General features: G+C 70.8%; 22 protein-coding genes. 16 read left to right on the top strand and 6 right to left on the bottom strand.

The features are described 5' to 3' along the window. Positions 1–65: 65 nt before the first annotated feature. Positions 66–458 carry a VOC family protein gene (locus tag C2L58_RS13155; RefSeq protein ID WP_103337862.1) on the top strand — a complete coding sequence of 131 codons (393 nt, stop codon included), beginning with the start codon at positions 66–68 and terminating at the stop codon, positions 456–458. Here the strand turns inward: C2L58_RS13155 and C2L58_RS13160 are convergent. The 4 genes from C2L58_RS13160 to C2L58_RS13175 all read right to left on the bottom strand — a co-directional run bounded on the left by C2L58_RS13160 (position 434) and on the right by C2L58_RS13175 (position 4,357). Next, positions 434–922 carry a DUF6328 family protein gene (locus C2L58_RS13160; protein ID WP_199191246.1) on the bottom strand — a complete coding sequence of 163 codons (489 nt, stop codon included), beginning with the start codon at positions 920–922 and terminating at the stop codon, positions 434–436. The two genes, C2L58_RS13155 and C2L58_RS13160, sit on opposite strands and share 25 nt — an antisense overlap. 95 nt (positions 923–1,017) lie before the next feature. After that, positions 1,018–1,407 (bottom strand): TIGR03667 family PPOX class F420-dependent oxidoreductase, encoded by a 390-nt coding sequence (locus tag C2L58_RS13165; RefSeq protein WP_103337864.1) that lies wholly within the window; start codon positions 1,405–1,407, stop codon positions 1,018–1,020. Positions 1,408–1,474: 67 nt separating this feature from the next. Next, complete coding sequence (locus tag C2L58_RS13170; RefSeq protein ID WP_233225700.1) at positions 1,475–3,331, bottom strand: DUF2339 domain-containing protein; 1,857 nt, start codon at positions 3,329–3,331, stop codon at positions 1,475–1,477. A gap of 60 nt (positions 3,332–3,391) precedes the next feature. Next, a complete protein-coding gene (locus C2L58_RS13175) occupies positions 3,392–4,357 on the bottom strand; it encodes a Gfo/Idh/MocA family protein (protein WP_103337866.1) in 966 nt (321 codons plus the stop codon). 57 nt (positions 4,358–4,414) lie between these two features. On the opposite strand from C2L58_RS13175, the gene C2L58_RS13180 reads away from it, so the two are divergent. The 15 genes from C2L58_RS13180 to phoU all read left to right on the top strand — a co-directional run bounded on the left by C2L58_RS13180 (position 4,415) and on the right by phoU (position 22,382). After that, positions 4,415–4,954: a hypothetical protein gene (locus C2L58_RS13180; RefSeq protein WP_103337867.1), complete on the top strand. Its 540-nt coding sequence runs from the start codon at positions 4,415–4,417 to the stop codon at positions 4,952–4,954. A gap of 46 nt (positions 4,955–5,000) precedes the next feature. Continuing rightward, a complete protein-coding gene (gene dusB, locus C2L58_RS13185) occupies positions 5,001–6,140 on the top strand; it encodes a tRNA dihydrouridine synthase DusB (RefSeq protein WP_103337868.1) in 1,140 nt (379 codons plus the stop codon). A 354-nt stretch (positions 6,141–6,494) separates the two neighbouring features. Continuing rightward, positions 6,495–8,129 carry a glycoside hydrolase family 27 protein gene (locus C2L58_RS13190; RefSeq protein WP_103337869.1) on the top strand — a complete coding sequence of 545 codons (1,635 nt, stop codon included), beginning with the start codon at positions 6,495–6,497 and terminating at the stop codon, positions 8,127–8,129. Positions 8,130–8,310: 181 nt separating this feature from the next. Next, positions 8,311–8,964 (top strand): VC0807 family protein, encoded by a 654-nt coding sequence (locus tag C2L58_RS13195; RefSeq protein ID WP_103337870.1) that lies wholly within the window; start codon positions 8,311–8,313, stop codon positions 8,962–8,964. A gap of 32 nt (positions 8,965–8,996) precedes the next feature. Further along, positions 8,997–9,689 carry a GntR family transcriptional regulator gene (locus tag C2L58_RS13200; RefSeq protein WP_199191247.1) on the top strand — a complete coding sequence of 231 codons (693 nt, stop codon included), beginning with the start codon at positions 8,997–8,999 and terminating at the stop codon, positions 9,687–9,689. Then, positions 9,686–10,681: an ADP-ribosylglycohydrolase family protein gene (locus tag C2L58_RS13205; protein WP_103337872.1), complete on the top strand. Its 996-nt coding sequence runs from the start codon at positions 9,686–9,688 to the stop codon at positions 10,679–10,681. The genes C2L58_RS13200 and C2L58_RS13205 overlap by 4 nt, the downstream gene beginning before the upstream one ends. Then, positions 10,678–11,559, top strand: coding sequence for a PfkB family carbohydrate kinase (locus C2L58_RS13210; RefSeq protein ID WP_103337873.1), 882 nt, complete (start codon positions 10,678–10,680; stop codon positions 11,557–11,559). The genes C2L58_RS13205 and C2L58_RS13210 overlap by 4 nt, the downstream gene beginning before the upstream one ends. After that, on the top strand, positions 11,556–12,989 hold the full coding sequence (locus C2L58_RS13215; RefSeq protein WP_103337874.1) for a purine-cytosine permease family protein: 1,434 nt from the start codon (positions 11,556–11,558) through the stop codon (positions 12,987–12,989). Before C2L58_RS13210 ends, C2L58_RS13215 begins: the two co-directional genes overlap by 4 nt. Next, a complete protein-coding gene (locus C2L58_RS13220; protein ID WP_103337875.1) occupies positions 12,986–13,513 on the top strand; it encodes a cysteine hydrolase family protein in 528 nt (175 codons plus the stop codon). Before C2L58_RS13215 ends, C2L58_RS13220 begins: the two co-directional genes overlap by 4 nt. A gap of 10 nt (positions 13,514–13,523) precedes the next feature. Beyond that, positions 13,524–16,463, top strand: a complete 2,940-nt coding sequence (locus C2L58_RS13225; RefSeq protein WP_103337876.1) for an NACHT domain-containing protein — start codon at positions 13,524–13,526, stop codon at positions 16,461–16,463. Between the two features lie 44 nt (positions 16,464–16,507). Further along, positions 16,508–17,341, top strand: coding sequence for an alpha/beta fold hydrolase (locus C2L58_RS13230; protein ID WP_103337877.1), 834 nt, complete (start codon positions 16,508–16,510; stop codon positions 17,339–17,341). An 87-nt stretch (positions 17,342–17,428) separates the two neighbouring features. Then, positions 17,429–17,992 carry an isopentenyl-diphosphate Delta-isomerase gene (gene idi, locus C2L58_RS13235; protein WP_103337878.1) on the top strand — a complete coding sequence of 188 codons (564 nt, stop codon included), beginning with the start codon at positions 17,429–17,431 and terminating at the stop codon, positions 17,990–17,992. Between the two features lie 123 nt (positions 17,993–18,115). Next, positions 18,116–18,790, top strand: coding sequence for a GGDEF domain-containing protein (locus C2L58_RS13240; RefSeq protein ID WP_103337879.1), 675 nt, complete (start codon positions 18,116–18,118; stop codon positions 18,788–18,790). Between the two features lie 1,409 nt (positions 18,791–20,199). Beyond that, positions 20,200–21,633, top strand: a complete 1,434-nt coding sequence (locus tag C2L58_RS13250; RefSeq protein WP_103338074.1) for an LCP family protein — start codon at positions 20,200–20,202, stop codon at positions 21,631–21,633. Positions 21,634–21,716: 83 nt separating this feature from the next. Then, complete coding sequence (phoU, locus tag C2L58_RS13255; protein ID WP_103337880.1) at positions 21,717–22,382, top strand: phosphate signaling complex protein PhoU; 666 nt, start codon at positions 21,717–21,719, stop codon at positions 22,380–22,382. A 130-nt stretch (positions 22,383–22,512) separates the two neighbouring features. Here the strand turns inward: phoU and pstB are convergent, their stop codons facing one another. After that, the gene (pstB, locus tag C2L58_RS13260) at positions 22,513–23,289 is read right to left on the bottom strand and encodes a phosphate ABC transporter ATP-binding protein PstB (protein ID WP_103337881.1); all 777 of its coding nucleotides are present in this window, start codon (positions 23,287–23,289) and stop codon (positions 22,513–22,515) included. Between the two features lie 10 nt (positions 23,290–23,299). Next, positions 23,300–24,217 (bottom strand): phosphate ABC transporter permease PstA, encoded by a 918-nt coding sequence (gene pstA / locus C2L58_RS13265; RefSeq protein WP_103337882.1) that lies wholly within the window; start codon positions 24,215–24,217, stop codon positions 23,300–23,302. Positions 24,218–24,219: the final 2 nt, after the last annotated feature.

The following is a 24,219-nucleotide window of genomic DNA, read 5'->3' on the forward strand; positions in this document are numbered from 1 at the left end:
GCGAGCGAATCATTCAACACTGCGCTTCCCGCTCAGGGCGCACCGAGCGTCAGCGAGGTGTGCGCATGAGCGGCCCCCGGGTGTTCCGGTTGATCCAGCCCGTCGACGACATCGAGGTCGCCGTCGCGTTCTACGCCGCCGTCTTCGGCGACCCCGGCGAGCGGATCGCGGTCAACCGGCACTACTTCACCTGCGGCGGCGTGGTGCTCGCCTGCGTCGAAGCGCCGCTCGAGCACCGTGAGCCGCGCCCGCAGCGGGACCCGCGGATCGTCTACCTCGCGGTCGAGGACGTCGAGGAGACCTTCGAGCGGGTGCGCGCCGCCGGGCCCCGCTGGGCCGACGACGTCATCGAGACCCAGTTCTGGGGCGAACGCTCCTTCTACGCCGACGACCCGTTCGGCAACCCGCTCTGCTTCGTCCAGGAGGACACGCTCTATTTGGGTGGGCCCGTCGGCTGACCGCCGTTGGCCGGGTTCAGCCGGAACGGCATGGCGAACCACAGGATCCCGAAGATCAGCAGGCACAGCACGCCCATGATCACCATGGCGATCCCGCCGTAGACCACCTTGGCGATCAGCGCGACCGTCGACGTGATCGCCAGGGCCAGGCAGACCAGCCCGACCAGCACGAGCCGGTTGCCGACGGCCAGGATCCGTTCCCGGCTGCCGGTGCGGAACAGCAGCCGGTGCCACGCCGCGGGCGCGGTCAGCAGGGCCGTGGCCGCCACCGCGAGCGCCACCGCGGACAGGTGCAGCGCCTTCTCGAACCCGCTGGCGTCGTGGAACCGGTCGGTGAACACGACCGACAGCAGGAAGCCGAAGAGGATCTGCACCCCGGCCTGCGCGACGCGCAGTTCCTGCAGGAGCTCGCCGATGTTGCGGGTGAGCTGTTCGTTGCGGGTTTCGCCGGTGTGTTCGGGCACGAAATGCACAATAACCGCACACCGGAGCGCCCACCGGGCGGGAATCCGTGAGTTTCCCACGAACCCCCGGACCCTCACCGTCCGAAATGGACTGCTCAGAACCCCCAGGAGCGCTCGGGCACCACGCGGACGCGGACGGAGTACTTGGCGTCGAACCCGTCGGCGGTCAGGCCGAGCGCCGCGTAGTGCGCGCCGTACTTGTCGAGGTACCCGGGTGCCTCGGAAGGCTTGCCCGCCTCCACGTGCGCCTTCCCGGTGACGACGAGGATCGAGCCGCCGCGGGAGTCGCTGTTGAGGTGGAAGCTGACGTCGGGGTTCGCCTCGATGTGCCGGAGCTTCGCGGTGCCGGGCTCGCTGAACACCACGATGTCGTCACCGTCGAGGACGAACCACACGGGCCGGGGCGCGGGACGCCCCTTCGGCGTGACGGTGGTCAGCCAGGCGATCGAGTCGCCGGCCCGGTCGGCGAGTTTCGGTTGTGCCATGTCGGTGCCCCCTGGTCGTCGGGTTGTGACCCAGGTAACCACGGGGCACCGACAATTCTTCCCGCCGCTAGCGCGATGCGACCCGCCGCGCGTACCGCGTCCCGGCCGCCAGCAGCACCAGGCCGGCGCCGAGGAACGCGCCGACCCTGGCCAGGCCGTCCAGCGCCGCCAGGTCGAACAGCACCAGCTTGAGCACCGCGGCGCCGACCAGGACCAGCCCGGTCACCCGCAGCGCGGCGACGTCGATCCCGCGCAGCAGCAGCACGAGCGCCGCGATCGTCCAGGACACCGTGATCAGCGCGTGGCCGAGGAGGAACCCCGTCCGGCCGGGGACCGCCAGCAGCGCCCCGCAGAGCACGACCCCGGCGGCGCCGTAGAGCGCCGAAACCCCGGCGAGCAGCCAGATCGGCAGGTCTTCGGCCGGGCCGCGGAACACCGCCAGGCGCGCGGCGGCCCACGGCAGCACGACCGACACGGCGAGGATCAGCGCGGCGACGGCGAGCGCGCCGGTCAGCTCGGCGACGGCGTGGGCGCGGGGCACGATCAGCAGCGCGGGCGTGACGTCGAAGGCCACGCCGAGCAGGCCACCGATCGCCGCGAACCCGAGCGCGGCGGCGAGCGCGCCCCGGTGGCGGCCGCCCACCGCGGCCACGGCCAGCAGCACCGCCTCGCCGAGCAGCACCCCGGCGCGCACCGGGCCGTCGAACTGGGTGACCGTCGCCTGCAGGAGCGCGACCAACCCGGCCAGCCCGGCCACCTGCCCGGCGAACCCGGGCCACCAGCGGCGCGCCGCCCAGACGGCGAGCAGCACGACGCCCGCCCCGGCGGTGATCGGCACCGCCTGCGCCTTCGGCAGCAGCACCGCCGCGACGAGCGCCGGCACCACCGCCGTGGCCAGCAGGGAAAGGGCCGCGGGGTCGTTCTCGCGGCGGCGCAGCACGATCAGCGCGAGCACGACGGACGTGAGCCCGGTGCCGCCGGCCGCGGCGGTGTTGGCCCAGCTGCCGCCCCCGCCGAGCCACGCCGTGCTGATCACGGAGGCGAGCAGCGGCGGGATGCCGGCGGCGAGCGTCAGCGACGGCCAGTCGCGGCGCAGCCGCACCGGCGCCGTCGCGAGCTGGACCATCAGCAGGAAGGTGACCAGTTCGGGGGTGAACCCGCGCACGATCATCGGCGAGCACACGACACAGCCGATGACGACGGCGGTGGCCAGCAGCGGCGACTCCCAGCGCACGGCCACGAGCAGGCCGCCGACGGCGACCGCCAGCCCGGCCGCGAGCCCGGCGAGCACCGGCAGGAACTCGTACAGCGACGTCGCGGCGACGACGTCCAGGTAGAGCGTCGCGATGCCGGTGGCGGCCAGCGCGAAGGCCCCGGTGCGGCCGGCGGGCTTGCGGTGCAGCCACACGCCGGCGCCGGTCAGCGCCAGCCCGAACGCAGCACCGACGAGCACCCGCGGCAGCGGCCCGAGCCAGCCCCGCTGCACGGCCAGCACGAGCAGCAGCACGACACCGAGCAGCGTCACGGCCCCGCCGACCCAGGCGAGCACGCGGCTGCCGGCACCTTCCCGGCCGAGCTTTTCGCCCAGCGTCGGCCGCGGAACCGGCATGGCGGGCGACGGCGGCGGACCGTAGTAGTGCTGCTGCGGCGGGAGGTACGGCTGCTGGTGCGGCGGCTGCCACTGGTACTGCGGCCACGGGACCGACTCGGGCCGAACCGGCCGGGGCTGTGGCTGCGGTTGCGGTTGGGGTTGGGGTTGGGGTTGCGGCTCAGGTTGCGGTTGCGCTGCCTGCTCCGGCTGTTCGGCCTGCTCGGGCTGAACCTCCCGGACGGTCCGCAGTTCGGAACCCACCACGGCGAGACGACGCCCCAGGTCGTCGATCTCGCCGGCGAGCCGGAGGAGCACATCTGCTTCGGTGGTCATACCGGACAGGGTCACGCACCGGCGTCCACCTGCGGATCCGTAGCACTACTCAATCCCGGGTCACGTCCTGGTCGCGGCCAGCACCGCGTCCACGGTCGTCATGATCGAGACGGTCTCGTCCAGCGGCATCAGCGGGCTCTCGATCTCCCCGGCGGCCAGCCGGAGCGCCACTTCGTCGGCCTCGTGCCGCAGGCCAAGGCCCTCATCGACGTACTCGAAGCGGCTTCGCTCCCCGTCGCGCGGGATCACGGTGAAGGAGGCGGGAGCGTAGAAGGGCCCGTCGACCTCGATGCGCGCGTCCGTGCCGACGATCGTCGCGGTGGTCGGCGAGACCGCGCTCAACGTGCAGGTCAGGACGGCCTGCGCGCCGCTCGCGTAGCCGAACAGCATCGACGTCTGGGCGTCGACACCGGTGAAGGCGGGCGTCGCCATCGCGGCCACGCGCTCGGGCGGCCCGAGGATCATCGACGCGAACGAAACGGGGTAGATCCCGAGGTCGAGCAGGGCGCCCCCGCCCAGTTCGGGAGCGAACAGCCGGAAGGCGGGGTCTTCGGCGAACCACTGCCCGTGATCGGCGGCGACGGTGACGACGTCCCCGAGCTGCGGCACCAGCTCACGGATGTGCCGGATGTGCGGCAGGAAGCGCGTCCACATCGCCTCCATCAGGAAGAGGTTCCGGGCTCGGGCCAGGTCGACGAGGTCGCGGGCCTCGCCGGCGTTCATCGTGAACGGCTTCTCGACCAGCACGGGCTTCCCGGCTTCGAGCGCGAGCTGGGCGTTGGCGTGGTGCATCGGGTGCGGCGTGGCGACGTAGACGACGTCGACGTCCGGATCGTTCGCGAGCGCTTCGTAGCTGCTGTGCCGGGTGGGGATGCCCAGCTCGTCAGCGAACTTTTCGGCGCTCCCGGCCGAGCGTGAGCCGACCGCGGCGACCACGCCGGACTCGGTGAGCCGCAGGTCCCGGGCGAAGGCGCCGGCGATCCCACCGGTACCCATGATTCCCCAGCGGAGGGGCGCGTTCGTCATACGCCGAACCCTATGCCTGTCTAGAGTGACCAAGCGATTACGTCGTGAGGGGGAGTGATGGCGGAGGCGAAGAAGGCCGGGTGCATCGCGGGAGCCGTCGCGCTGATGGGCGCGATCGGCGCACTGCTGACCGGTATCGCCGACTTCGGCGGGCTGTTCAAGAGCGCCGGCGACAGCCCGCCGGGCAGCAGCAGCTCCCCGGCGGCGCCCGGCGCCACGCAGCCCCAGGCAGCGAACACCCCGGCCGCCCCGGCGACGGTGTACTACCAGGGTCACCTGGAGTTCGGCCGCTTCAACTTCGACCTGAAGCCGCCGAAACGCACGGGCGACACGTACGTCTGGGGCGGTGGCGGCGTGTTCGAGAGCTACCACGACGCCGCGAAGCTGGCGGTGTGGACCAGCAGCGGAACCCCGGACCGCGCCGCTTGCGCCTCGGCGGTCGACGAGCAGGGCAAGACGTACATCAGCGGAACGGAGAAGGGCAACCACGTCTGCGGCCGGACGGCGGAGGGGCGCGTGTTCCGCCTCGACGTGACCGGGGTCGCCGAAACCTCCGACGGCGGCGCCACCGGGGACGTCACGGTCTGGGACAAGTGACCCTGCCCGGCGCCCCTGGTCGACGTGATCGACGCCACAAGCGACAATGGAGGACGTGACCGCGACCTTGAGCAAGCCCGCCCTGAAGATCGGCCCCTACGAGGTCGATCCGCCGGTCGTGCTCGCCCCGATGGCCGGCATCACCAACGTCGCCTTCCGGCAGCTGTGCGCCGAGTACGGCGCCGGCATCTACGTGTGCGAAATGATCACCGCCCGCGCCGTCGTCGAACGGCACCCCGGGACCATGCACATGATGACCTTCGGGGCGGACGAAAAGCCCCGGTCCATGCAGCTCTACGGCGTCGACCCGAAGACCATGGCCGAAGCCGTCCGGATCATCGTCGGCGAGGGGCTGGCCGACCACGTCGACTCCAACTTCGGCTGCCCGGTGGCGAAGGTGACGCGCAAGGGCGGCGGGGCCGCGCTGCCGTTCAAGCGGAAGCTGTTCGAAGCCATCGTGCGCGAGTCCGTGAAGGCGGCCGGGGACACGCCGTTCACGGTGAAGTTCCGGATCGGCATCGACGACGACCACCGCACCTTCCTCGACGCCGGCCGCATCGCCGAAGCCGAGGGCGCCGCCGCCGTCAGCCTGCACGCCCGCACCGCCGCGCAGCGCTACTCCGGCCAGGCCGACTGGACCAAGATCGCCGAGCTCAAGGAAGCCGTCACCAGCATCCCGGTGCTCGGCAACGGCGACATCTTCTCCGCCGCCGACGCGCTGCGCATGGTCGACGAAACCGGCTGTGACGGCGTCGTCGTCGGCCGCGGCTGCCTCGGCCGCCCGTGGCTGTTCGGCGAGCTCGAAGCCGCCTTCGCCGGACGCCCCCTCCCGACGCCGCCGAACCTCGGCGAGGTCGCGGCCGTCCTCCGTCGCCACACCGAGCTCCTCATCGAGCACGACGGCCACGACAAGGCCATGCGCGACATCCGCAAGCACATGGCCTGGTACCTGATGGGCTTCCCGGTCGGCTCCGAACTCCGCCGCGGCTTCGCGATGCTCTCGTCGATGGAGCAGCTCGACGACCTGATCGCCCAGCTCGACCACGACGCACCCTTCCCCGAGGCGGCCACCGGCCCCCGCGGCCGCCAGGGTTCACCGGGCAAGGTCACGCTGCCCCACGGCTGGCTGGACGACCCGGACGACGACTGCGTCCCCGAAGCGGAAGACATGCACTCGGGCGGCTGAGCGTCACCCGTTTCGGTGACTTCCCGCCCCGGGCGTCATGATCGCCGCCGCCTGCCCTCTTGTCCGGTGCCGAGGTGATCGGTCCGGCACGCCCCCCGACCGGCCCGACCATCGACGCTTCGGCTCGGCGGCAAAACGCCCCCCGTTTGCCGCCGAGCCCTCATCTCCGCCGAGAGCCCTGACGCAGGCATAAACGGGCCGTGAAATGAAACTTTCACGGTGCGGCACAACAAAAAGCGAGTTTGTGTTAGCGTTCACATTCCGCTCCTGCCCGGCTCGCCGTCAATGCTGATGGGGGTTCCGTTGTCGCACGCGTCCGCACCCGCCGCCCCGCCGCGCCGATCCTTCCGTCCTTTGTGGACGTCGTGGAAGGTGCTCGCGGCGATCCTGGGCCTGCTGTCCGCTTTCGTGGTCTTCGCGGCCCCGCCGAGTGCCGCGGCGGCGGCTCCGATCACCAAGCCGCCGATGGGGTGGAACTCCTGGAACTCCTTCGCCGGGACGATCGACCACACCGTCATCGAGCGGCAGGCGGACGCGCTCGTGACCTCCGGCATGAAGGACGCGGGCTACGAGTACGTCAACATCGACGACGGCTGGTGGACGGGCGCCCGCGACGCGGGCGGCAACATCACCGTCGACACCGCGAAGTGGCCCGGCGGGATGTCCGCCATCACCGCCTACATCCACAGCAAAGGGCTGAAGGCGGGCATCTACACCGACGCCGGCCGCAACGGCTGCGGCTACTACTACCCGACCGGGCACCCCGCCTACCCCGGCACCGGCGCCGAAGGCCACTACGACCAGGACTTCCTCCAGTTCTCCCGCTGGGGCTTCGACTACGTGAAGGTCGACTGGTGCGGCGGCCAGGCCGAAGGCCTCAACGCCCGCAACGCCTACACCGCGATCAGCGACTCCATCGCGCGCGCCACCGCCCAGACCGGCCGGCCGATGGTGTTCTCCGTCTGCGAGTGGGGCAGCAGCCAGCCGTGGAACTGGGCCCCCGGCATCGCCAACCTGTGGCGCACCAGCGGCGACATCATCTACTGGGGCGAGAAGCCCTCGATGTCGCGCGTGCTGGCCAACTTCGACGCCGCCCGGCACGCGAGCGCGCAGAGTCCCGGCCACTACAACGACCCCGACATGCTCGTCGCCGGCCTGCCCGGCTTCTCCGACGCGCAGAACCGCACGCACCTGAGCCTCTGGGCGATTTCGGGCGCCCCGCTGATCGCGGGCAACAAGCCCGGCGAGATGACCGCCGCCACGAAAGCCGCGCTCACCAACCCGGAGATGATCGCGATCGACCAGGACTCGCTCGGGCGGCAAGGCACGAAGGTCGCCGAGGACGCTTCGGGGCTCCAGGTTTACCAAAAGGTGTTGTCCGGCACCGGTCGCCGGGCCGTCGTGCTCCTCAACCGCACCGGCTCGGCCGCGACGATCACCGCCCGGTGGTCTTCCCTCGGCCTGACGGGCTCGGCCACCGTGCGTGACGTGTGGGCCGGCGCCGATCGCGGCACCTTCGCCTCGAGCTACGCGACTTCGGTCCCGGCCGGGGAGGCCGTCCTGCTCACGGTCACCGGATCCGACGGCACGCCCACCGGCGGCGGGGCGATCACCGGCAAGCCGTCCGGCCGCTGCCTCGACGTGCCGAACGCGACCTCGGCGAACGGCACCCAGCTGCAGCTGTGGGACTGCCAGGGCGGCCCGGGCCAGACCTGGACCCGGACGGCGTCGCGGCAGCTGACCGTCTACGGGAACAAGTGCCTCGACGCGTCCGGGCAGGGCACGGCCAACGGGACACCGGTGGTCATCTGGGACTGCAACGGCCAGGCCAACCAGCAGTGGACCGTGAACGCGAACGGCACGATCGCCGGGGTGCAGTCGAACCTGTGCCTGGACGCGAGCGGCCAGGGGACCGCGAACGGCACCAAGGTGCTCCTGTGGGCCTGCAACGGCCAGGCGAACCAGCAGTGGACGGTGCCCGCGGCGTGAGCCAGGCGGCTCACCCGCTCCGGCGGGTGAGCCGCACCAGAGGGTCTTCGCCGTCAGCCATTCGCAGAGGGGCCTGACGACGGATCCGACCGATACCAGCAAGCCGGCCATGACATCTGTCAGCCCGAAGTCGTGGCGGACGGCATCCTTCCGGAGCCGCTCGCCGCGACAAGCTCTTCCCATGACGACGAACCAGCCCGCCGGTGCCCCCCTCAAGTCCCTCGCGATCGAGATCGCCGTTCCCCTCGGCGTCTACTACGGACTCCACTCGCTCGGCGCGAGCGACTTCACCGCGCTCGCCCTCTCCGGGGTGTTCCCGCTCGCCCGGACCCTCTACCAGTTCGCCAAGAACCGGACCCTCAACGGGCTGGCCCTCGTCGTCCTCGTGACCAACGTCGTCGGCATGCTGCTGACCTTCGTCTCCGGGGACACCCGCATGATGATCGCGAAGGACTCGCTGGGCAGCGGCATCACCGGGCTGGTCATCCTGATCTCCGCCTTCACCGCGCAGCCGCTCATGACCAAGGCCCTGCGCCCCTTCCTCACCCACGGCAAGGCCGACCACGAAGCGGCCTGGGAACGGCTGCGGGGCACCCGGCGGTTCGACACCGTCCTGCGCCGCAGCAGCTTCATCTGGGGCGTCGGGTTCGTGCTGGAGAGCGCCGCCCGGGTGATCGGGGCCTTCACCCTGCCGGTGTCCACGATGGTGTGGCTGAGCACCGTCATCTTCGTCGGCTCGTTCACGGTGATCATGCTGGTCGCCGGCCTGAGCGCCAAGGAAGCGGGCATGATGGTCGCCGGAGAAGCCCGGCCGCGGGAACTCGTCGCCGCTTGACCTGCACCGACGCAGGGCGTACAGGTGTGGACATGTACAGCAAGCGGCAGCAGCTGGTCGGGGACCTCACCGACCTGATCCGCTCCGGACGGCTCGCCCACGGCGAACGCCTCCCCGGCGAGAACCAGCTCGCCCTGCGGTACCAGGTCAGCCGCGGCACCGTCCGCAGCGCGCTGTCCGAGCTCCAGCAGCTCGAGCTCATCTCCACCCAGGCCGGCGTCGGGTCGTTCGTCACCTTCGACGGCGTCCAGCTCGACCAGCGGATCGGCTGGGCCCGTGCCCTCGCCGACGCCGGTGCGCCGGTCACCACCGAACTGCTCGGCATCGAAGCCGTCGAAGACGTCGCCCTGGCCGAAGAATTCGGCGAGCGGGCCTACGTCGCCGTGCGGCGGCTGCGGCGGGAGCGCGAGCGCGGGATCTCGCTCGAAACCGCCACTGTGCCCGCCGTCGGGCCGCTCGCCGGCCTCCCCGGGACGGGCCTGCTGGACGGGTCCCTGACCAAGACCCTCGAAGCCGCCGGCCGGCTCTCCGTCGGCGGCGACCAGTGGATCAGCACCGAACGCCTCGACGCCTGCGCCGCCGGACTGCTCGGCCGCTCGATCGGCGAGCTCTTCCTCCGCGCCGAACGCACCTCGGTCGACGTCGAAGGCCGGCTCGTCGAGCGGGTCGTCAGCCTGCTGGACCCGGACCGGTTCCAGTTCCACCTCACGTTCGGACACCGGTGACCGCGCGGGACCGGGCGCTCGGCGCGTTCACCGGGCTGGCCGTCGGCGACGCGCTCGGCATGCCGACGCAGTCGATGTCCCGCGCCACCATCGCCGCCACCTACGGGCCGGTCACCGGGCTGCTCACCGCCGTCGCCGAGCAGCCGGTCGCGCCGTCGATGCCCGCCGGCTCGGTCACCGACGACACCGAGCAGGCCGTTCTGCTGGCCCGGCTGCTCATCGACGGCCGCGGCACGGTCGAGCCGCACGTCTTCGCCGACGCCCTGCTGACCTGGGAGGCCGACATGGTCCGCCGCGGTTCCGCGGACCTGCTCGGGCCGTCCACCAAACGCGCGCTCACCCGGCTCCGGGACGGTGTCCCGCCCGACGAAGCCGGCCGCACCGGCACCACGAACGGCGCTGCCATGCGGGTCACGCCGGTCGGCATCGCGACGCCGTCGGACGACCTGCACCGGCTGGTCGACGCCGTCGTCGCGACCGCGCGGGTCACGCACAACACCAGTCTGGGCATCGCGTCGGCCGCCGCGGTCGCCGCCGCCGTTTCCGCCGGGGTCGACGGCGCGAGCCTGGCCGAAGCGCTCGACGCGGGCGAGCGCGCCGCCGTCGTCGGCGGGGAACGCGGGCACTGGGCCCCCGGCGGGGAAATCGCCGCCCGGATCCGCTGGGCGCGCGACTGGGTGCGGGGCATGGCTCCCGCCGCCGTTGCCGACGCGGTCGCGCGGGTGATCGGGACGTCGGTCGCGTCGCAGGAGTCCGTGGTGGCCGCGTTCGCGCTGGCCGAGGCCATGGGCGACGACCCGCCGTCGGCGTTGCGCCTGGCCGCCGGGCTCGGTGGCGACACCGACACCGTCGCCGCGATCTGCGGGGCGATGCTCGGGGCCACGCACGGTATCGGCGCCTTCCGCCCCGACGTCGTCGAGACCGTGCTCGCCGTCAACCGGCTCGAATTCGGGCCGCTGGTCGACGAACTCCTGAAGCTGCGCCGCCGATGACCGGGCGGCTGGTGCACACCGGGCAGGTCGTCCTCGACCTCGTCATGGCGGTGCCGGCCCTGCCTCCGCCGGGCGGCGACGTGCTGGCCTCATCGACGAATCTGGTGCCCGGCGGCGGTTTCAACGTCATGGCCGCCGCCGCACGCTCCGGGGCGCGCGTGCTTTACGCGGGCAGCCACGGCACCGGCGGCTTCGGCGATCTCGCGCGCGCCGCCCTCGCGGCCGAGGGCGTGGAACTGGCGCACGAACCGGAGTCCGAAATGGACACCGGGGTCGTCGTCGTGCTGGTGGACGCGACCGGCGAGCGGACGTTCGCGACCGGCACCGGCGCCGAAGGACGGCTGCGGACGGATTTGCTCGACCGGATCCTCCCAAAGAAGGACGACGTCGTGTACGTCAGCGGATACAGTTGGTTGCACGAGATCAATCGCGCGGCCCTCATCGAGTGGCTGCCCCGGCTGCCCGGCTCGAAGATCCTGTTCGACCCCGGCCCGCTCATCACCGAAATCGACCCTGGAGACATCCATGACTTGCTGTCCACAACAGACATCTTGAGCTGTACTGCCCGCGAAGCCGAGGTGCTGGGCGAGCTGCCGCCCGTCGCCGTCGCCGTCGTCCGCGAAGGCGCGAAAGGCTGTCGTGTCCACGAAAACGGCCGGATCACCGACGTCCCCGGGTTCCCGGTCGACGCGGTGGACACCACCGGAGCGGGTGATACGCACTGCGGCGTGCTGGCCGCGGAGCTGTTGCGCGGCAGCACCGTCCTCGACGCCGCCGTGCGCGCCAACGCGGCGGCCGCGCTTTCGGTGACCCGGCGCGGCCCGGCGACCGCGCCGGGCCGGGAGGAGATCGACCAGCTGGTGGAGGCCACGCGATGACCGGTTCCCGCAAGCTCGAGGTGGAGACGAACGGCCTCGACGTGATCGACGACGCCGAGCGGCGCGGGCGCCCACGGCAGCTGTTCTGGCCGTGGTTCGGCGCGAACGTGTCGGTGCTGGGATTGAGCTACGGCTCGTTCACCCTCGGCTTCGGCATCTCGTTCGGGCAGGCGCTCGTCGCCGGCCTCGTCGGCATCCTGTTCTCGTTCCTGCTGTGCGGGTTCATCGCCATCGCGGGCAAACGCGGGTCGGCGCCGACGATGCTGCTCTCGCGGGCGGCGTTCGGCGTGCGTGGCAACCGGCTGCCGTCGGCGATCTCGTGGCTGCTGACGGTCGGCTGGGAAACCGTGCTCGCCGCGCTGGCGACGCTGGCCACGGCGACCGTGTTCGAGCGCCTCGGCTGGGGCGGTGGGACACCGACGAAGGTGGTCGCGCTCGTCGTGGTGGCGGCGCTGACCGTCGCCGCCGGTGTGCTCGGCTTCGACGCGATCATGAGGCTGCAGACGTGGATCACCTGGATCACCGGGGTGCTCACCGTCGTCTACGTGGTTCTCGTGGCCGGCGACGTGCACTGGGAAGCTGTCCGCGCGCTGCCGTCCGGTTCGGCGCAGCAGTGGGTGGGCGCGCTGGTGTTCCTGATGACCGGCTTCGGCCTCGGCTGGGTCAACGCGGCCGCGGACTACTCGCGCTACCTGCCGCGGTCGTCGTCGAGCCGGGGCGTGGTCGGCTGGACGACGTTCGGCGCGTCGGTGGCGCCGGTGGTGCTGCTGGTGTTCGGGCTGCTGCTGGCCGGCTCGTCGCCGGACCTGAACAAGGCGATCTCGGCGGATCCGATCGGCGCGCTGACGACGTTGCTGCCGCTGTGGTTCCTGGTGCCGTTCGCGATCGTCGCGGTGCTCGGCCTGGTCGGCGGCGCGGTGCTGGACATCTATTCGTCGGGCCTGGCCCTGCTCTCGGCGGGCCTGCGCATCCCCCGCCCGGCGGCGGCGCTGGTCGACGGCGTGATCATGATCCTCGGCACGATCTACATCGTCTTCTTCGGCGGCGAGTTCCTCGGCCAGTTCCAGGGCTTCCTGGTGACGCTGGGCGTCCCGGTGGCGGCGTGGTGCGGCGTGATGCTGGCGGACGTCCTGCTGCGCCGGCGTGACTACGCCGAGCGCGACCTGTTCGACCCGGCCGGCCGCTACGGCGACATCCGCGTCGGCCCGATCGCCCTGGTCCTGGTGTCGACAGCGCTCGGCTGGGGCCTGGTCACGAACACGTCCGCGGAGTGGCTGAAGTGGCAGGGCTACCTGCTGGAACCGTTCGGGCTCGGCGGCCGCGAAGGCGCCTGGGCCTTCGCAAACCTCGGCGTGCTGCTGGCGCTGGCCCTGGGCTTCCTGGCGACGTTGCTGACGCGGCGGCGGGTCCGCGAGCAGGAGGCAGCGTGAAGAGGATTCTGGCGGTCATCGACCTGCAGAACGTGTTCGCCGACCCGGCGAGCCCGTGGTTCACCCCCCGCTTCGCCGAGATCCTCCCCCCGATCCAGCGCCTGGTGACAACCTTCGGCAACGACGTCGTGTTCACGAGGTTCGTCGCACCTTCCACCCCGGAAGGAGCATGGCGGCGGTACTACGAGCAGTGGCCGTTCGCGTTGCAGCCACCCGACGCACCCCTGTACCAGGTGGTCGACCCGTTCGAGCCACAGTCCACTGTGGTCGCAACAACGTTCGGCAAGTGGAACGCCCGCATGGCCACCCGAGTGGGCGGCGCGGGCCTGGTACTCGCGGGCGTCTCAACGGACTGCTGCGTGTTGTCAACAGCCCTGGCCGCGGCGGACGCGGGCGTCGCGGTAACGGTGGTATCCGACGCTTGCGCAGGCGCGAACGACGAAAGCCACGCGAAGGCACTGGACATCATGAGGCTGTACGCCCCACTAGTGACCGTCGTCACAACCGCGGAGCTGCTCGGCTAGGCTCAGCTCGGTGAGCATCGAAGCCTCGGCGATCGCGTTGACGACTGCGGTGGTGAAGGCGGCCGCGAAGATCTGGCTGGGTGATCGCCCCGTCGCCGCCGACGCCTCGGCCAAGGCGCTCGATCTGCTGGAGAAGCAGGTCACCGGCCTCAACGACCGCCGCAAGCTCCGGCTGCTGTTCACCAACCTCGAAGACCGCGTCGCCGACAGGCTGCTGCCGTTCCTCGACGTCGAGTTCCGTGCCGTGCCGGAAAACGAGCGGGCGGCCGCGGTGGAGGCGGTGCGCGAGACGTTCGAGTGCGCCGCGTTGACCGATGACGACCTGTTCGACGCCGACCTCGACGCCGCGTACCTCTACCGCTACCTGCTCCGGACCGTCCCTCGCGTCACCCGGCTCCTCTCGGCCGACGCGACCGAGCTGTACCGGCGGGTGCTGCGGGAATGCTGCGCCTACCTGGTGCAGGTGACGAGCACCCTGCCGCGCTTCCAGCCCGGCGCACTCGTCGAGATCCTCCAGCGCGAGACGGAGATCCTCGAGACGGTCCGGAACGTGCTGGCGACGCTGCCCGAGCGTCGTCACCCGGACGACTTCGCCGCGGATTTCCGCCGCCAGGTCGTGACGAAGCTCGACCGGATGGAGCTGTACGGCGCGGGCCTGACCGAGGCGACCCGGCTGTACCCGCTTTCGGTCGCCTACTTGAGCCTGAGCGTCACGTCCGACAAGGACACCCCCGGCGACCGGATCGAGCACGTGCTGCCGCGGACGTCGAAAATCCTCCTCCGCGGCGAAGCAGGCTCCGGCAAGACCACGCTGCTGCAGTGGCTGGCCGTCCAGTGCGCGAGCCGGCAGCTGCCGGACGTCGGCGGCTGGGAAGACGTCGAGCCGTTCCTGGTGCGGCTGCGCCGGTTCAGCCACTCGCCGCTGCCGGCACCGGAACGCTTCCTCGACGAGGTCGGCAGGCACATCGCCGACGAGATGCCGCCCGGCTGGGTGCACCGGCACCTGCGCGACGGCCGGGCCGTCGTGCTCGTCGACGGCCTCGACGAGGTCCCGGACGAGCGCCGTCGCGAGGTGCACGAGTGGCTGCGCGAACTCGTCGGCGCGTTCCCCCGTGCCCGGTTCGTCGTCACCACGCGCCCGGCCGCGGTGACCGCCGGCTGGCTGAGCGGCGAGGGGTTCACCGAGGTGCGGCTCCAGCCGATGACCCCGCGCGACGTCCGGACGTTCGTCACGCGCTGGCACCACGCGCTGCCGGGCGAGCCGCTCGACGAAGAACGCGACGCCCTGATCACGGCCATCGGCGCCCGCAGCGCGCTGCGGCGGATCGCCGAGAACCCGCTGCTGTGCGCGTTGCTCTGCGCGCTGCACCACCAGGGCAGCGGACGGCTCCCGGAAAACCGGATGGAGCTGTACGAAGTCGCCTTGCGCATGCTGCTCGACAGCCGCGACATCGAGCGAAAGATCGAGGTCCCCGTCCGGCTTTCGCTGACCGACAAGCTGGTGCTGCTGCGAAGCCTCGCGTACTGGCTGGTCCGCAACGGCCACACGGACGTCCCGGCCGCCGACGCCGAAGCCCGCATCACGGCGAAGCTGCGTTCGATGGGCCAGATCGACGTCACGCCGCACACGGTGTTCCGCCACCTGCTGGATCGCGGAGGCGTGCTGCGCGAACCGGTCCCGGGCCGCATCGACTTCGTGCACCGCACCTTCCAGGAGTACCTGGCCGCCCAGGCGGCGATCGAAGAGGACGACATCGGCATCCTGACCGCGAACGCCCGTCTCGACGAGTGGCGCGAAGTGGTGGTCCTGGCGGCGGGCCACGCCCATCCCGCGCAGCGGGAGCTGTTGCTGGACGGGATCCTCCAGTGGGACACGGACGAGCAGGAGCGGCTGAAGCTCGACCTGGTGGCGCTGGCGTGCTTGGAGACGTCACCGGTGTTGAGCGAGCGCCTGCGGAACGAGATCGAGGACCGCGCCAGCACGTTGATCCCGCCTTCCAACCATGAGGAAGCCAAGGCGCTGGCAGGAGCGGGCGAGTTCGTTCTCGACCTCTTGGCCGACTGCGTACCCGAGACCCCCGAAGCAACGGCTGCGACCATCTACGCGATCGCCTTGATCGGCGGCGCCGGCGCCATGGAGTTGCTGACCCGCTACCGCGGGGCTCGGGATGAGGTTGTGGTCAAGGAGCTGATCGAGGCCTGGCAGCGGTTCGATCAGGTCGAATTCGCCGAACGCGTGCTGGCCGATCTGCCGATCGACTACCTCGGGGTGGATGATCCGGGCGACTTCGCAGCGCTGGAACACCTGCGCCACCTCGAACATCTCGAAATCTGGTGCGAAATACCGAACGTTGACCTGCGTTCACTGGTGAGCACGTCGCTGGAACGCATCAACTTGACAGGCTTCTCCGCCGGCTCGATCGACCTCGGACCACTTGCCGGGATCCCCACCCTGCGCGCCATCGTCGCCGAGGTGAAGACGCACGGGTGGGAACGGCTGGCCGAACTGCCGAACCTGGAATTCCTCCAGCTGAGCCACATCGAAGACATCCACCGGCTCACCGAGCTGGCCCCCTTGCGCCACTTGCCGGCGCTGACTTTGAGCTCGGTGCCGTACCTCGAAGATCTGCAGATACTGTCCTTTTTGGATCAACCCGCCAAGCTCACCTTCCAGGACTGTCCAAGCCTGCGGGACGTCCACGCCCTGATCCGCTGGACGGGCAGCCTGACGGAGCTCACCTTCGACGAATGCCCCAGGGTGGATCTGAGCTCGCTTCCTCCCTTGACCGAGCTCCGGCTGTTGCACATCGCGGAGACCCCCGTTCCGGATCTTCGGTTCTTGTCCGGTCTCAGCGCATTGCAAGAGCTGCGCCTGCACGGCACCAACGAGGTCGATCTGTCCTCCCTCGCCGATCGGCCTGGTCTCAAGATCCGAACGACCGCCCAGTAGACACCTTTCGACGAGGTCGGGGCGGCAAGCAGTAGATTCGGGCCGTGATCGACCACATCAGCATCCCCACCGAGGCCGGTTCCTTCGACGCCATCGCCGCCGGGCCCGAGGACGGGCGGCCCGTGCTGTTGCTGCACGGCTTTCCCGAAGCCGCGGTCGAGTGGGAGCACCAAGTCGCCACGCTCGGGGTGCTCGGGTTCCGGGCCGTCGCGCCGGATCAGCGGGGTTACTCGCCCGGGGTGCGGCCGGAGGCGGCCGGGGACTACTCCATCGATCACCTCGTCGGGGACGTCGTCACCATCACCGATGCGCTGGGGTGGCCGAAGTTCGACCTCGTCGGGCACGACTGGGGTGGCGCCGTCGCCTGGTGGACCGCCGACGCGCATCCCGAGCGGTTGCGCAGTCTCACCGTTGTCTCCACGCCGCACCCCGCCGCGCTCGCCGAGGCCATGAAGACCGACGAGGACCAGCACCTGCGCAGCCGGTACATGACCGAGTGGCGGCAGACCCGCGTCACCGAACGGCGGATGCTGGAGAACGACGGCCGCGCGCTGCGGGAGATGTTCGAGCGGCGGGTGGCGCCGTCGAAGGTCGATGACTACGTGGGGCGGCTGTCCGAGCCGGGGGCGCTCACCGCGGCCCTCAACTGGTACCGGGCCGGGCGGCCCGGCGGGAAGATCGGCAAGATCGCCGTGCCGACGCTGTACATCTGGAGCACCGAGGACGTCTCCTTCGGCTCCACCGCCGCGCTCGACACCGCCAACTGGGTCACCGGGCCGTACCGCTTCGAAATGCTCGAAGATGTCACGCACTGGGCGCCCGAGGAGGCGCCGGAAGCCGTCACCACGCTGCTCGTGGAGCACCTCCACGCGCGGTGACGGCGCGTCACCCCGCCGGGCGGATCACGGGTAACCCACCCGCCTCGCGGTACGGCGCGGCCCGGCCCGTCGTGTTCACTGGGGCACGTGGACATCGCGACCGAACCCGAGACCGAGCAGGTCGTCTTCGTCACCGAGGACGGCGTGCCCACCGGCGAGACCGGCCCGAAGCTGGCCAGCCACCACGAACACACCCGGTTACACCTGGCCTTCTCCTGCTACGTCCTGCGGCGCAGCGACAACGCCCTGCTGATCACCCAGCGCGCCCTCCACAAGAAGGTCTGGCCCGGGGTCTGGACCAACAGCGTCTGCGGCCACCCCGCGCCCGGCGAAGCCCTCGAGGACGCCGTCCGGCGCCGGGCCGGCTACGAGCTCGGGCTGCCGTCGCTGTCCGGGCTGCACTGCGTGCTGCCGAACTACCGCTACCGGACGCCGCCGTTCCAGGGCATCGTCGAAAACGAGTTCTGCCCGGTGTTCGCCGCCTGGGCCGACGCCGAGCCGGCGCCGAACCCCGAGGAGGTCGGCGACTGGCGCTGGGTGGCCTGGACTGACTACATCGAGTTACTGGACGACGCGACGGCCAATGTGAGCTACTGGGCGAAGGACCAGTTCTCGCAGCTCAAGGGCATCGAGCCGTTCTCCGGACTCTGAACTTTTCAATACTCCGGAGAGTAACTGACCGGGTCCCGTTTGAGCGAAATTCACCTTCTTCCGCACCGGCACCTCAAGCGCGACCGCCCCCACGACGACAACCAAGGGGTGGTGGAAGCGGGGATGGTCGCCGAGGGCGAAGGCACTCCGGGCCGGACAGCCGGCCCGCAGCCGCCGGACCTGCTCCGCCTGCACGAGGCCATCGCCGGTCTGTTCGCCACCCAAGGCGATTGGCGGCGCGCCTACCAGCACCTGCGGTCCGCGCTGGCCATCGCCCGCGACGGCAGCCTCCGCGACCCGCTGACGTCGAGCTACAACCGCCGTTACCTCGACGAGCGGCTGTACGGACCGTTCACCGACCGTCCGCCGCTGGCGCTCGCGCTGATCGACCTCGACCGGTTCAAGGGCATCAACGACACGTACGGTCACCTCGTCGGCGACCGCGTCCTGCGCCGGGTCGCCGATCTCCTCCAGGAGAACCTCCCGCCGGGCGGCTTCTGCGCCCGCTACGGCGGCGAGGAGTTCGCCCTGTGGCTGCCCGGGGTCGACGCCCGGGGCGCCCTCCGTGTGGTCGACGACGCCCGGGTGCGCGTCGCCCGTCACCCCTGGTCAGAACTCCAGCCGGGACTCCGGGTGACCATCAGCGCCGGCCTGGCGCACGAGCCCGGCCCGCCGGCGTCACCGGAGCGCCAGCTGCGCCGCGCGGACGTGCTGCTTTATGCGGCGAAACGCGCAGGCCGCAACAAAGTCGTCTATCGCGACGCGCAAACGACACAGTTAATAACCCACTCTGAGTAACACAAAGGCCGCATTACTCCGTCCGCCGACAAGGGCTATCACCCGTTTGTCGACGCACACCGGCCGTTCGTCGACTCAAGGTGAAGAAAATTCCGGGAGGGTGTCGTCACGAACGGGGGGTATCCGTACGATAACGAAAACCTCGGCGGGAACGATCACCTCCTGCGGGGGAAGACGGCCAAGTCGGAGCCACCCCCTGCGAACGCGCGAAAGGAGACCGAGTGCCGGACGAGCTCGACAGCCCGGGAACCGGTCGCCGCCTCGACGGTGCCGCGCGGCCGCGGCCCGGACGGCGCCGGTCCATGGAGGACCAGGGCGGGATCAGCGTCTCGGACGTCGTCGCCAAGACCACCGGCGCCCGCCCGGTGCCGCCCCGCGAGCAGCAGGACCGCTCCGACCAGCCCGGACGCCGGGTCCACGGCGCCGAGCCGGCGACCCCGGCGCGGTCTTCGCAGCCGCGTGCCGCGAGGCCGGCACAGGGGCCCGCTGAAGACCCAGTACCCACGGACGCCACTCGTCAACCGCGCGCCCCGCGACCTCGCCAGCCCCGCCGCACGACGGCCGCGGCCCCGCAGCCGGAGGCCCCCCTCCAGCGGCGCCCGCCGGCTGCGAACCCGGGCCCCCAGCAGACGACGGGCGCGCAGCAGCCGCCCCGCCGCCTCCGCCGCCCGGCACCCGAGGCCCCCCAGGCCGACGGCACCCCGCCGCGCCGCGCACCCCAGCGACCGACGCCGGACAGCCCGGCACCCCGCCGCGCCGCCGAAGGAGCCGCACCCCAGCGCGCGACCGGCGAGGGTCCCGCAGGCCGCCGCAGCGCAGGCCCGGCCGACGCGGCCGCCCCGCAGCGCCCCGGCCCGGCGAGCCCCGCCTCCCGGCGCCCCACGCCGGACAGCCCGGCGCCCCGCCGCACCACCGCCGAGGGAGCCGCATCCCCGCGCCCGGCTGGCGACGGCCCCGCAGCCCGCCGAGCCGCCGAAGGGCCCGCATCCCAACGCGCGGCCAGCGATGGTCCCGCGCCCCGCCGCACGGCAAACGCCGAAGGGATCACCTCCCAGCGAGCCACCGGCGAGGCCCCCGCAGGCCGCCGCCCCGCACCGGATGGCCCGCCGAGCCCCGCCTCCCGGCGCCCGGTGGCTCCGGCCGACGCCGACCCGGCAGCGCCCCCGCGCGCCACACCGGACAGCCCCGCACCCCGCCGCACGGCCAACGCCGAAGGGGTCACCTCTCAGCGCGCCACCGGCGAGGGCCCCGCAGGCCGCCGCACCGCCGCCTCGGCCAACGCCGAAGGGATCGCCCCCCAGCGCGCCACCGGCGACGCCCCCGCAGGCCGCCGCCCCGCTGCGGACGGCCCGGCCGCACCGCAGCGCGCCGCCGCTGAGGGTGGTTCCGCGGCCCAGCGGTCCGCCGCCGTGCCGGCGCGGGCCGAGCTCGATCCGCTGACCATGACCGATGAGATGGAAGCGATCGACGAGGCGACCCAGTACCGTCGCAAGATCGATCACACCCTCGCCCGGTTCTCCGCCGCCCACGACGAGATGGAAGCCGAGGAGGCCAAGCGGCGCGAACGCCGTGAACGGCTCTCGCCCACCTCCTTGATCGAGAGCACCCGCACCGCGCTGCACCGCGTCGTCGCCACGGCTCCTGAAGAAGCCCAAGCCGACGCCGAACAGACCCGGCTGCAGGAAAAGAAGCAGCGGAAGCTCGACCGGTCGGCCCGGTTCGGGCGGATCGCCGCCGCCGTCGTGGCGGGGCTCGTCTTCCTGGGGATCGGGGGTGCCTGGGGGGCGCAGACCTACTTCGACGCCAAGTTCACCCAGGTCTCCGCGCTCGACGAAAACTCCGCCGACATCCAGGACGCCGACGCGCAGGCCAACGACGAGAACTTCCTGATGGTCGGCTCCGACACGCGCGACGGCGCGTCCGACGAGGAAGGCGTCGGCACCGCCGACAGCACCCCGGGCGCGCGCAGTGACACCGTGATGGTCGCGCACATCCCGGCCGACCGGAAACGGGTCGTCGTCACGTCGTTCCCGCGTGACCTCGAGATCAACCGGCCCGCGTGCCAGCGCTGGGACCCGGCGCAGGGCAAGACGACCGACCAGGTCTCTCCCGCGCAGAAGATCGCCAAGCTCAACACCGCGTACGCCGTGGGCGGGCCGCCCTGCGTGACCAAAGTGATCCAGCAGATCACCGGCCTGCGGATCAACCACTTCGTCGGCATCGACTTCAACGGCTTCAAGGAGATGGTCGACGCCGTGCACGGGGTCACCATCCACACCGACATCCCGATCGACGACGAGATCCTCGGCAAGGTGCTGATGCAGACCGGTGACGTGACGATCTCCGGCGACCAGGCGCTGAACTACGTGCGTGCGCGGCACGTCAAGGCCGACGTGGCGAAGTCGGACTACGACCGGATCAAGCGGCAGCAGGCGTTCATCGGCGCGCTGCTGAAGAAGGTCATGTCCTCGGACGTCGTGCTCGACCCCGGCAAGCTCACCGACTTCATCAACGCCTTCGCGAAGGCCACCTTCGGTGACAACCTCGGCGTCAAGCAGATGATGACGCTGGCGCAGTCGATGAAGGGCCTCGACCAGTCGAAGATCACGTTCCTCACCGTCCCGACGGTCGGCATGGCCAACACCCGGGGCAACGAGGTCCTCGTCGTCAGCAAGACGAAGGCGCTGTTCGACGCGCTGCGCAACAACACTCCGCTGCCCGACCCGAAGGCACCGGTCCCGGTGAGCGAGCAGGCCCCGCCGACCAGCTCGTCGTCGAAGCCGAAGAGCAGCGGCAGCTCGAAGCCGACCACCACCAGCCGCAAGAGCACCACCACAGGTTGATCCGCGAGGATCGTTAGTCCGGGTTCACGTGCGGTTCACCGGGCGATGCGGTGTTTGGTCACGGTTGGCCGTAGGGTTGGGCCATGCGTGAGGCTTACCATGTCGAACTCGAACAGCTCGCCGTCAACCTGGCCGCGATGTCGGTCCAGGTCGCCGAAGCGATGGAGCGGGCCACACGGTCGCTGCTGGAGGCCGACCTGGGTCTCGCCGAGCAGGTGATCAGCGACGACGCCAAGGTCGACGACGCGCGCGCCCAGTGCGAGGAGCAGGCATACGCGCTGCTGGCCCTGCAGGCGCCGGTGGCGACCGACCTCCGCACGGTCCTCGCGGCGATCCACGCCGCCGAGAGCCTGGAGCGGATGGGCGACCTGGCGCTGCACGTGGCGAAGGCCGCGCGGCGCCGGCACCCCGATCCGGTGCTGCCGGAGGCGGTGCGGCCGTACTTCGCCGAGATGGGCGAGATCGCCGTCAAGCTGGCCCGGCAGACCGAGCAGGTCATCAAGACGAAGGACGTCGAAGCGGCGAAGACGCTCGAGTCCGACGACGACCAGGTGGACGACATCCACCGCCACCTCTTCACGGTCCTGATGGACCGCGAGTGGCCGCACGGCGTGGCCGCCGCGGTCGATGTGACGCTGCTGGGCCGCTTCTACGAGCGCTACGCCGACCACGCGGTGTCGGTCGCGAAGCGGATGATCTTCGTGGTCACGGGCAAGATGCCGGGCTACGGCTCCGACGAAGACATCTGAGCCGCACCGAACGAAGAAAGCCCCCGGCCGCGGCCGGGGGCTTTCTTGTTGCTCCACTTAGGACAAAACGAAAGGCCTTCCTCGCCGGCCCCGAGCGCCGGCGGGAAAGGCCTTCCGCAGCAACGGCTACTCAGCCGAAGCGACCGGAAATGTAGTCTTCCGTGGCCTTTTCATCCGGGTTGGAGAAGATCTTCTCCGTGTCGTTCAGCTCCACCAGCCGGCCCGGCTGGCCGACGCCGGCGAGGTTGAAGAACGCCGTCTGGTCGGAAACCCGGGCCGCCTGCTGCATGTTGTGCGTCACGATGACGATCGTGTAGTCCTTCTTCAGCTCGCCGATCAGGTCCTCGATCGCGAGCGTGGAAATCGGGTCCAGGGCCGAGCACGGCTCGTCCATCAGCAGCACGTCCGGCTGGACCGCGATCGCGCGGGCGATGCACAGCCGCTGCTGCTGACCGCCCGAGAGGCCGCCGCCCGGCTTGTTCAGGCGGTCCTTGACCTCGTTCCACAGGTTCGCGCCGCGCAGGGCGCGCTCGGCGATGTCGTCGAGGGTCTTCTTGCCCTTGGTGCCACCCAGCTTCAGCCCGGCCACGACGTTGTCCTTGATGGACATCGTCGGGAACGGGTTGGGGCGCTGGAACACCATGCCGATCGTGCGGCGCACCTGGACCGGGTCGACCGCCGACGCGTAGATGTTCTCGCCGTCCAGCAGGACGTCGCCCTCGACACGGGCGCCGGGGATGACCTCGTGCATGCGGTTCAGCGTGCGCAGCACCGTCGACTTGCCACAGCCCGACGGGCCGATGAACGCGGTGACGTTGCGCGGCGGCACGGAAAGGGTGACACCGTCCACGGCGTGGAACTTGCCGTAGTAGATGTCCACGTCCTTGACGTCGATTCGCTTTGCCATGGCTTACAGCTCACTTCTTCTTCGGGGCGACAAGGCGCGCGAACACGGTGGCGAGGAGGTTGATGATCGCGATGATGAGCACCAGGGTCAGTGCCGCGCCCCAGATCCGGTCGAAGCCGACCGAACCGGGATCCATCGAGTTGGTGACACGCTCGTTGTTCATCAGCAACGGCAGTGCCGCCTGCTCGCCGTGGAAGATGTCCCAGTTCGTGTAGGCGGAGTAACCGACGAGGACCAGCAGCGGTGCGGTCTCGCCCATCACCCGGGCCAGCGCCATCATGATGCCGCCGATGATGCCGGACATCGCCGTCGGCAGGACGATCTTCATGATCGTCTTCCACTTCGGCACACCCAGCGCGTACGACGCCTCGCGCAGGTCGTCCGGGACGATCCGCAGCATCTCCTCCGACGACCGGACGACCACCGGGATCATCAGCAGCACCAGGGCCAGCGACACGGCGAAACCGCTGCGCGGCAGGCCGAAGGTGGTGATCCAGAGCGCGTAGATGAACAGCGCGGCGACGATCGACGGGACACCGGAGAGGATGTCGACCATGAACGTCGTGGCCTTCGCGAGCTTGCCGCGGCCGTACTCGACGAGGTAGATCGCCACGAGCATGCCGATCGGCACCGCGATGATCGCGCAGACCAGGCCCTGCAGCAGGCTGCCGATGATGGCGTGCAGCACGCCGCCGCCGACCTCGTCGGACAGGTAGTTGCCCAGGTCCTGCGACCACCAGTTGGAGTACGGGATGCGCTTGATGCCGTTCGCGACGACCGTGTAGAGCACCCACACCAGCGGGACGACGGCGATCAGGAACGACAGCCAGACCAGCGTGGTCGCGATGCCGTTCTTGACCTTGCGGGCCATGCTGACCTGCTGGAACGCCGGCGTCGTGGCAGGGGCTTCGAGCGTGGTGGCGGACATGC

The organism is Amycolatopsis sp. CA-126428 (assembly GCF_002904335.1).
Classification (GTDB): domain Bacteria; phylum Actinomycetota; class Actinomycetes; order Mycobacteriales; family Pseudonocardiaceae; genus Amycolatopsis.

What these genes read in the sequence shown, in the direction of transcription:
- C2L58_RS13155 (WP_103337862.1), top strand. Translation starts at nt 66, where the DNA reads ATGAGCGGCCCCCGGGTGTTCCGGTTGATCCAGCCCGTCGACGACATC.
- C2L58_RS13165 (WP_103337864.1), bottom strand. Translation starts at nt 1,407, where the DNA reads ATGGCACAACCGAAACTCGCCGACCGGGCCGGCGACTCGATCGCCTGG.
- C2L58_RS13170 (WP_233225700.1), bottom strand. Translation starts at nt 3,331, where the DNA reads ATGACCACCGAAGCAGATGTGCTCCTCCGGCTCGCCGGCGAGATCGAC.
- C2L58_RS13175 (WP_103337866.1), bottom strand. Translation starts at nt 4,357, where the DNA reads ATGACGAACGCGCCCCTCCGCTGGGGAATCATGGGTACCGGTGGGATC.
- C2L58_RS13180 (WP_103337867.1), top strand. Translation starts at nt 4,415, where the DNA reads ATGGCGGAGGCGAAGAAGGCCGGGTGCATCGCGGGAGCCGTCGCGCTG.
- dusB (WP_103337868.1), top strand. Translation starts at nt 5,001, where the DNA reads ATGGAGGACGTGACCGCGACCTTGAGCAAGCCCGCCCTGAAGATCGGC.
- C2L58_RS13195 (WP_103337870.1), top strand. Translation starts at nt 8,311, where the DNA reads ATGACGACGAACCAGCCCGCCGGTGCCCCCCTCAAGTCCCTCGCGATC.
- C2L58_RS13200 (WP_199191247.1), top strand. Translation starts at nt 8,997, where the DNA reads ATGTACAGCAAGCGGCAGCAGCTGGTCGGGGACCTCACCGACCTGATC.
- C2L58_RS13210 (WP_103337873.1), top strand. Translation starts at nt 10,678, where the DNA reads ATGACCGGGCGGCTGGTGCACACCGGGCAGGTCGTCCTCGACCTCGTC.
- C2L58_RS13215 (WP_103337874.1), top strand. Translation starts at nt 11,556, where the DNA reads ATGACCGGTTCCCGCAAGCTCGAGGTGGAGACGAACGGCCTCGACGTG.
- C2L58_RS13240 (WP_103337879.1), top strand. Translation starts at nt 18,116, where the DNA reads ATGGTCGCCGAGGGCGAAGGCACTCCGGGCCGGACAGCCGGCCCGCAG.
- phoU (WP_103337880.1), top strand. Translation starts at nt 21,717, where the DNA reads ATGCGTGAGGCTTACCATGTCGAACTCGAACAGCTCGCCGTCAACCTG.
- pstB (WP_103337881.1), bottom strand. Translation starts at nt 23,289, where the DNA reads ATGGCAAAGCGAATCGACGTCAAGGACGTGGACATCTACTACGGCAAG.
- pstA (WP_103337882.1), bottom strand. Translation starts at nt 24,217, where the DNA reads ATGTCCGCCACCACGCTCGAAGCCCCTGCCACGACGCCGGCGTTCCAG.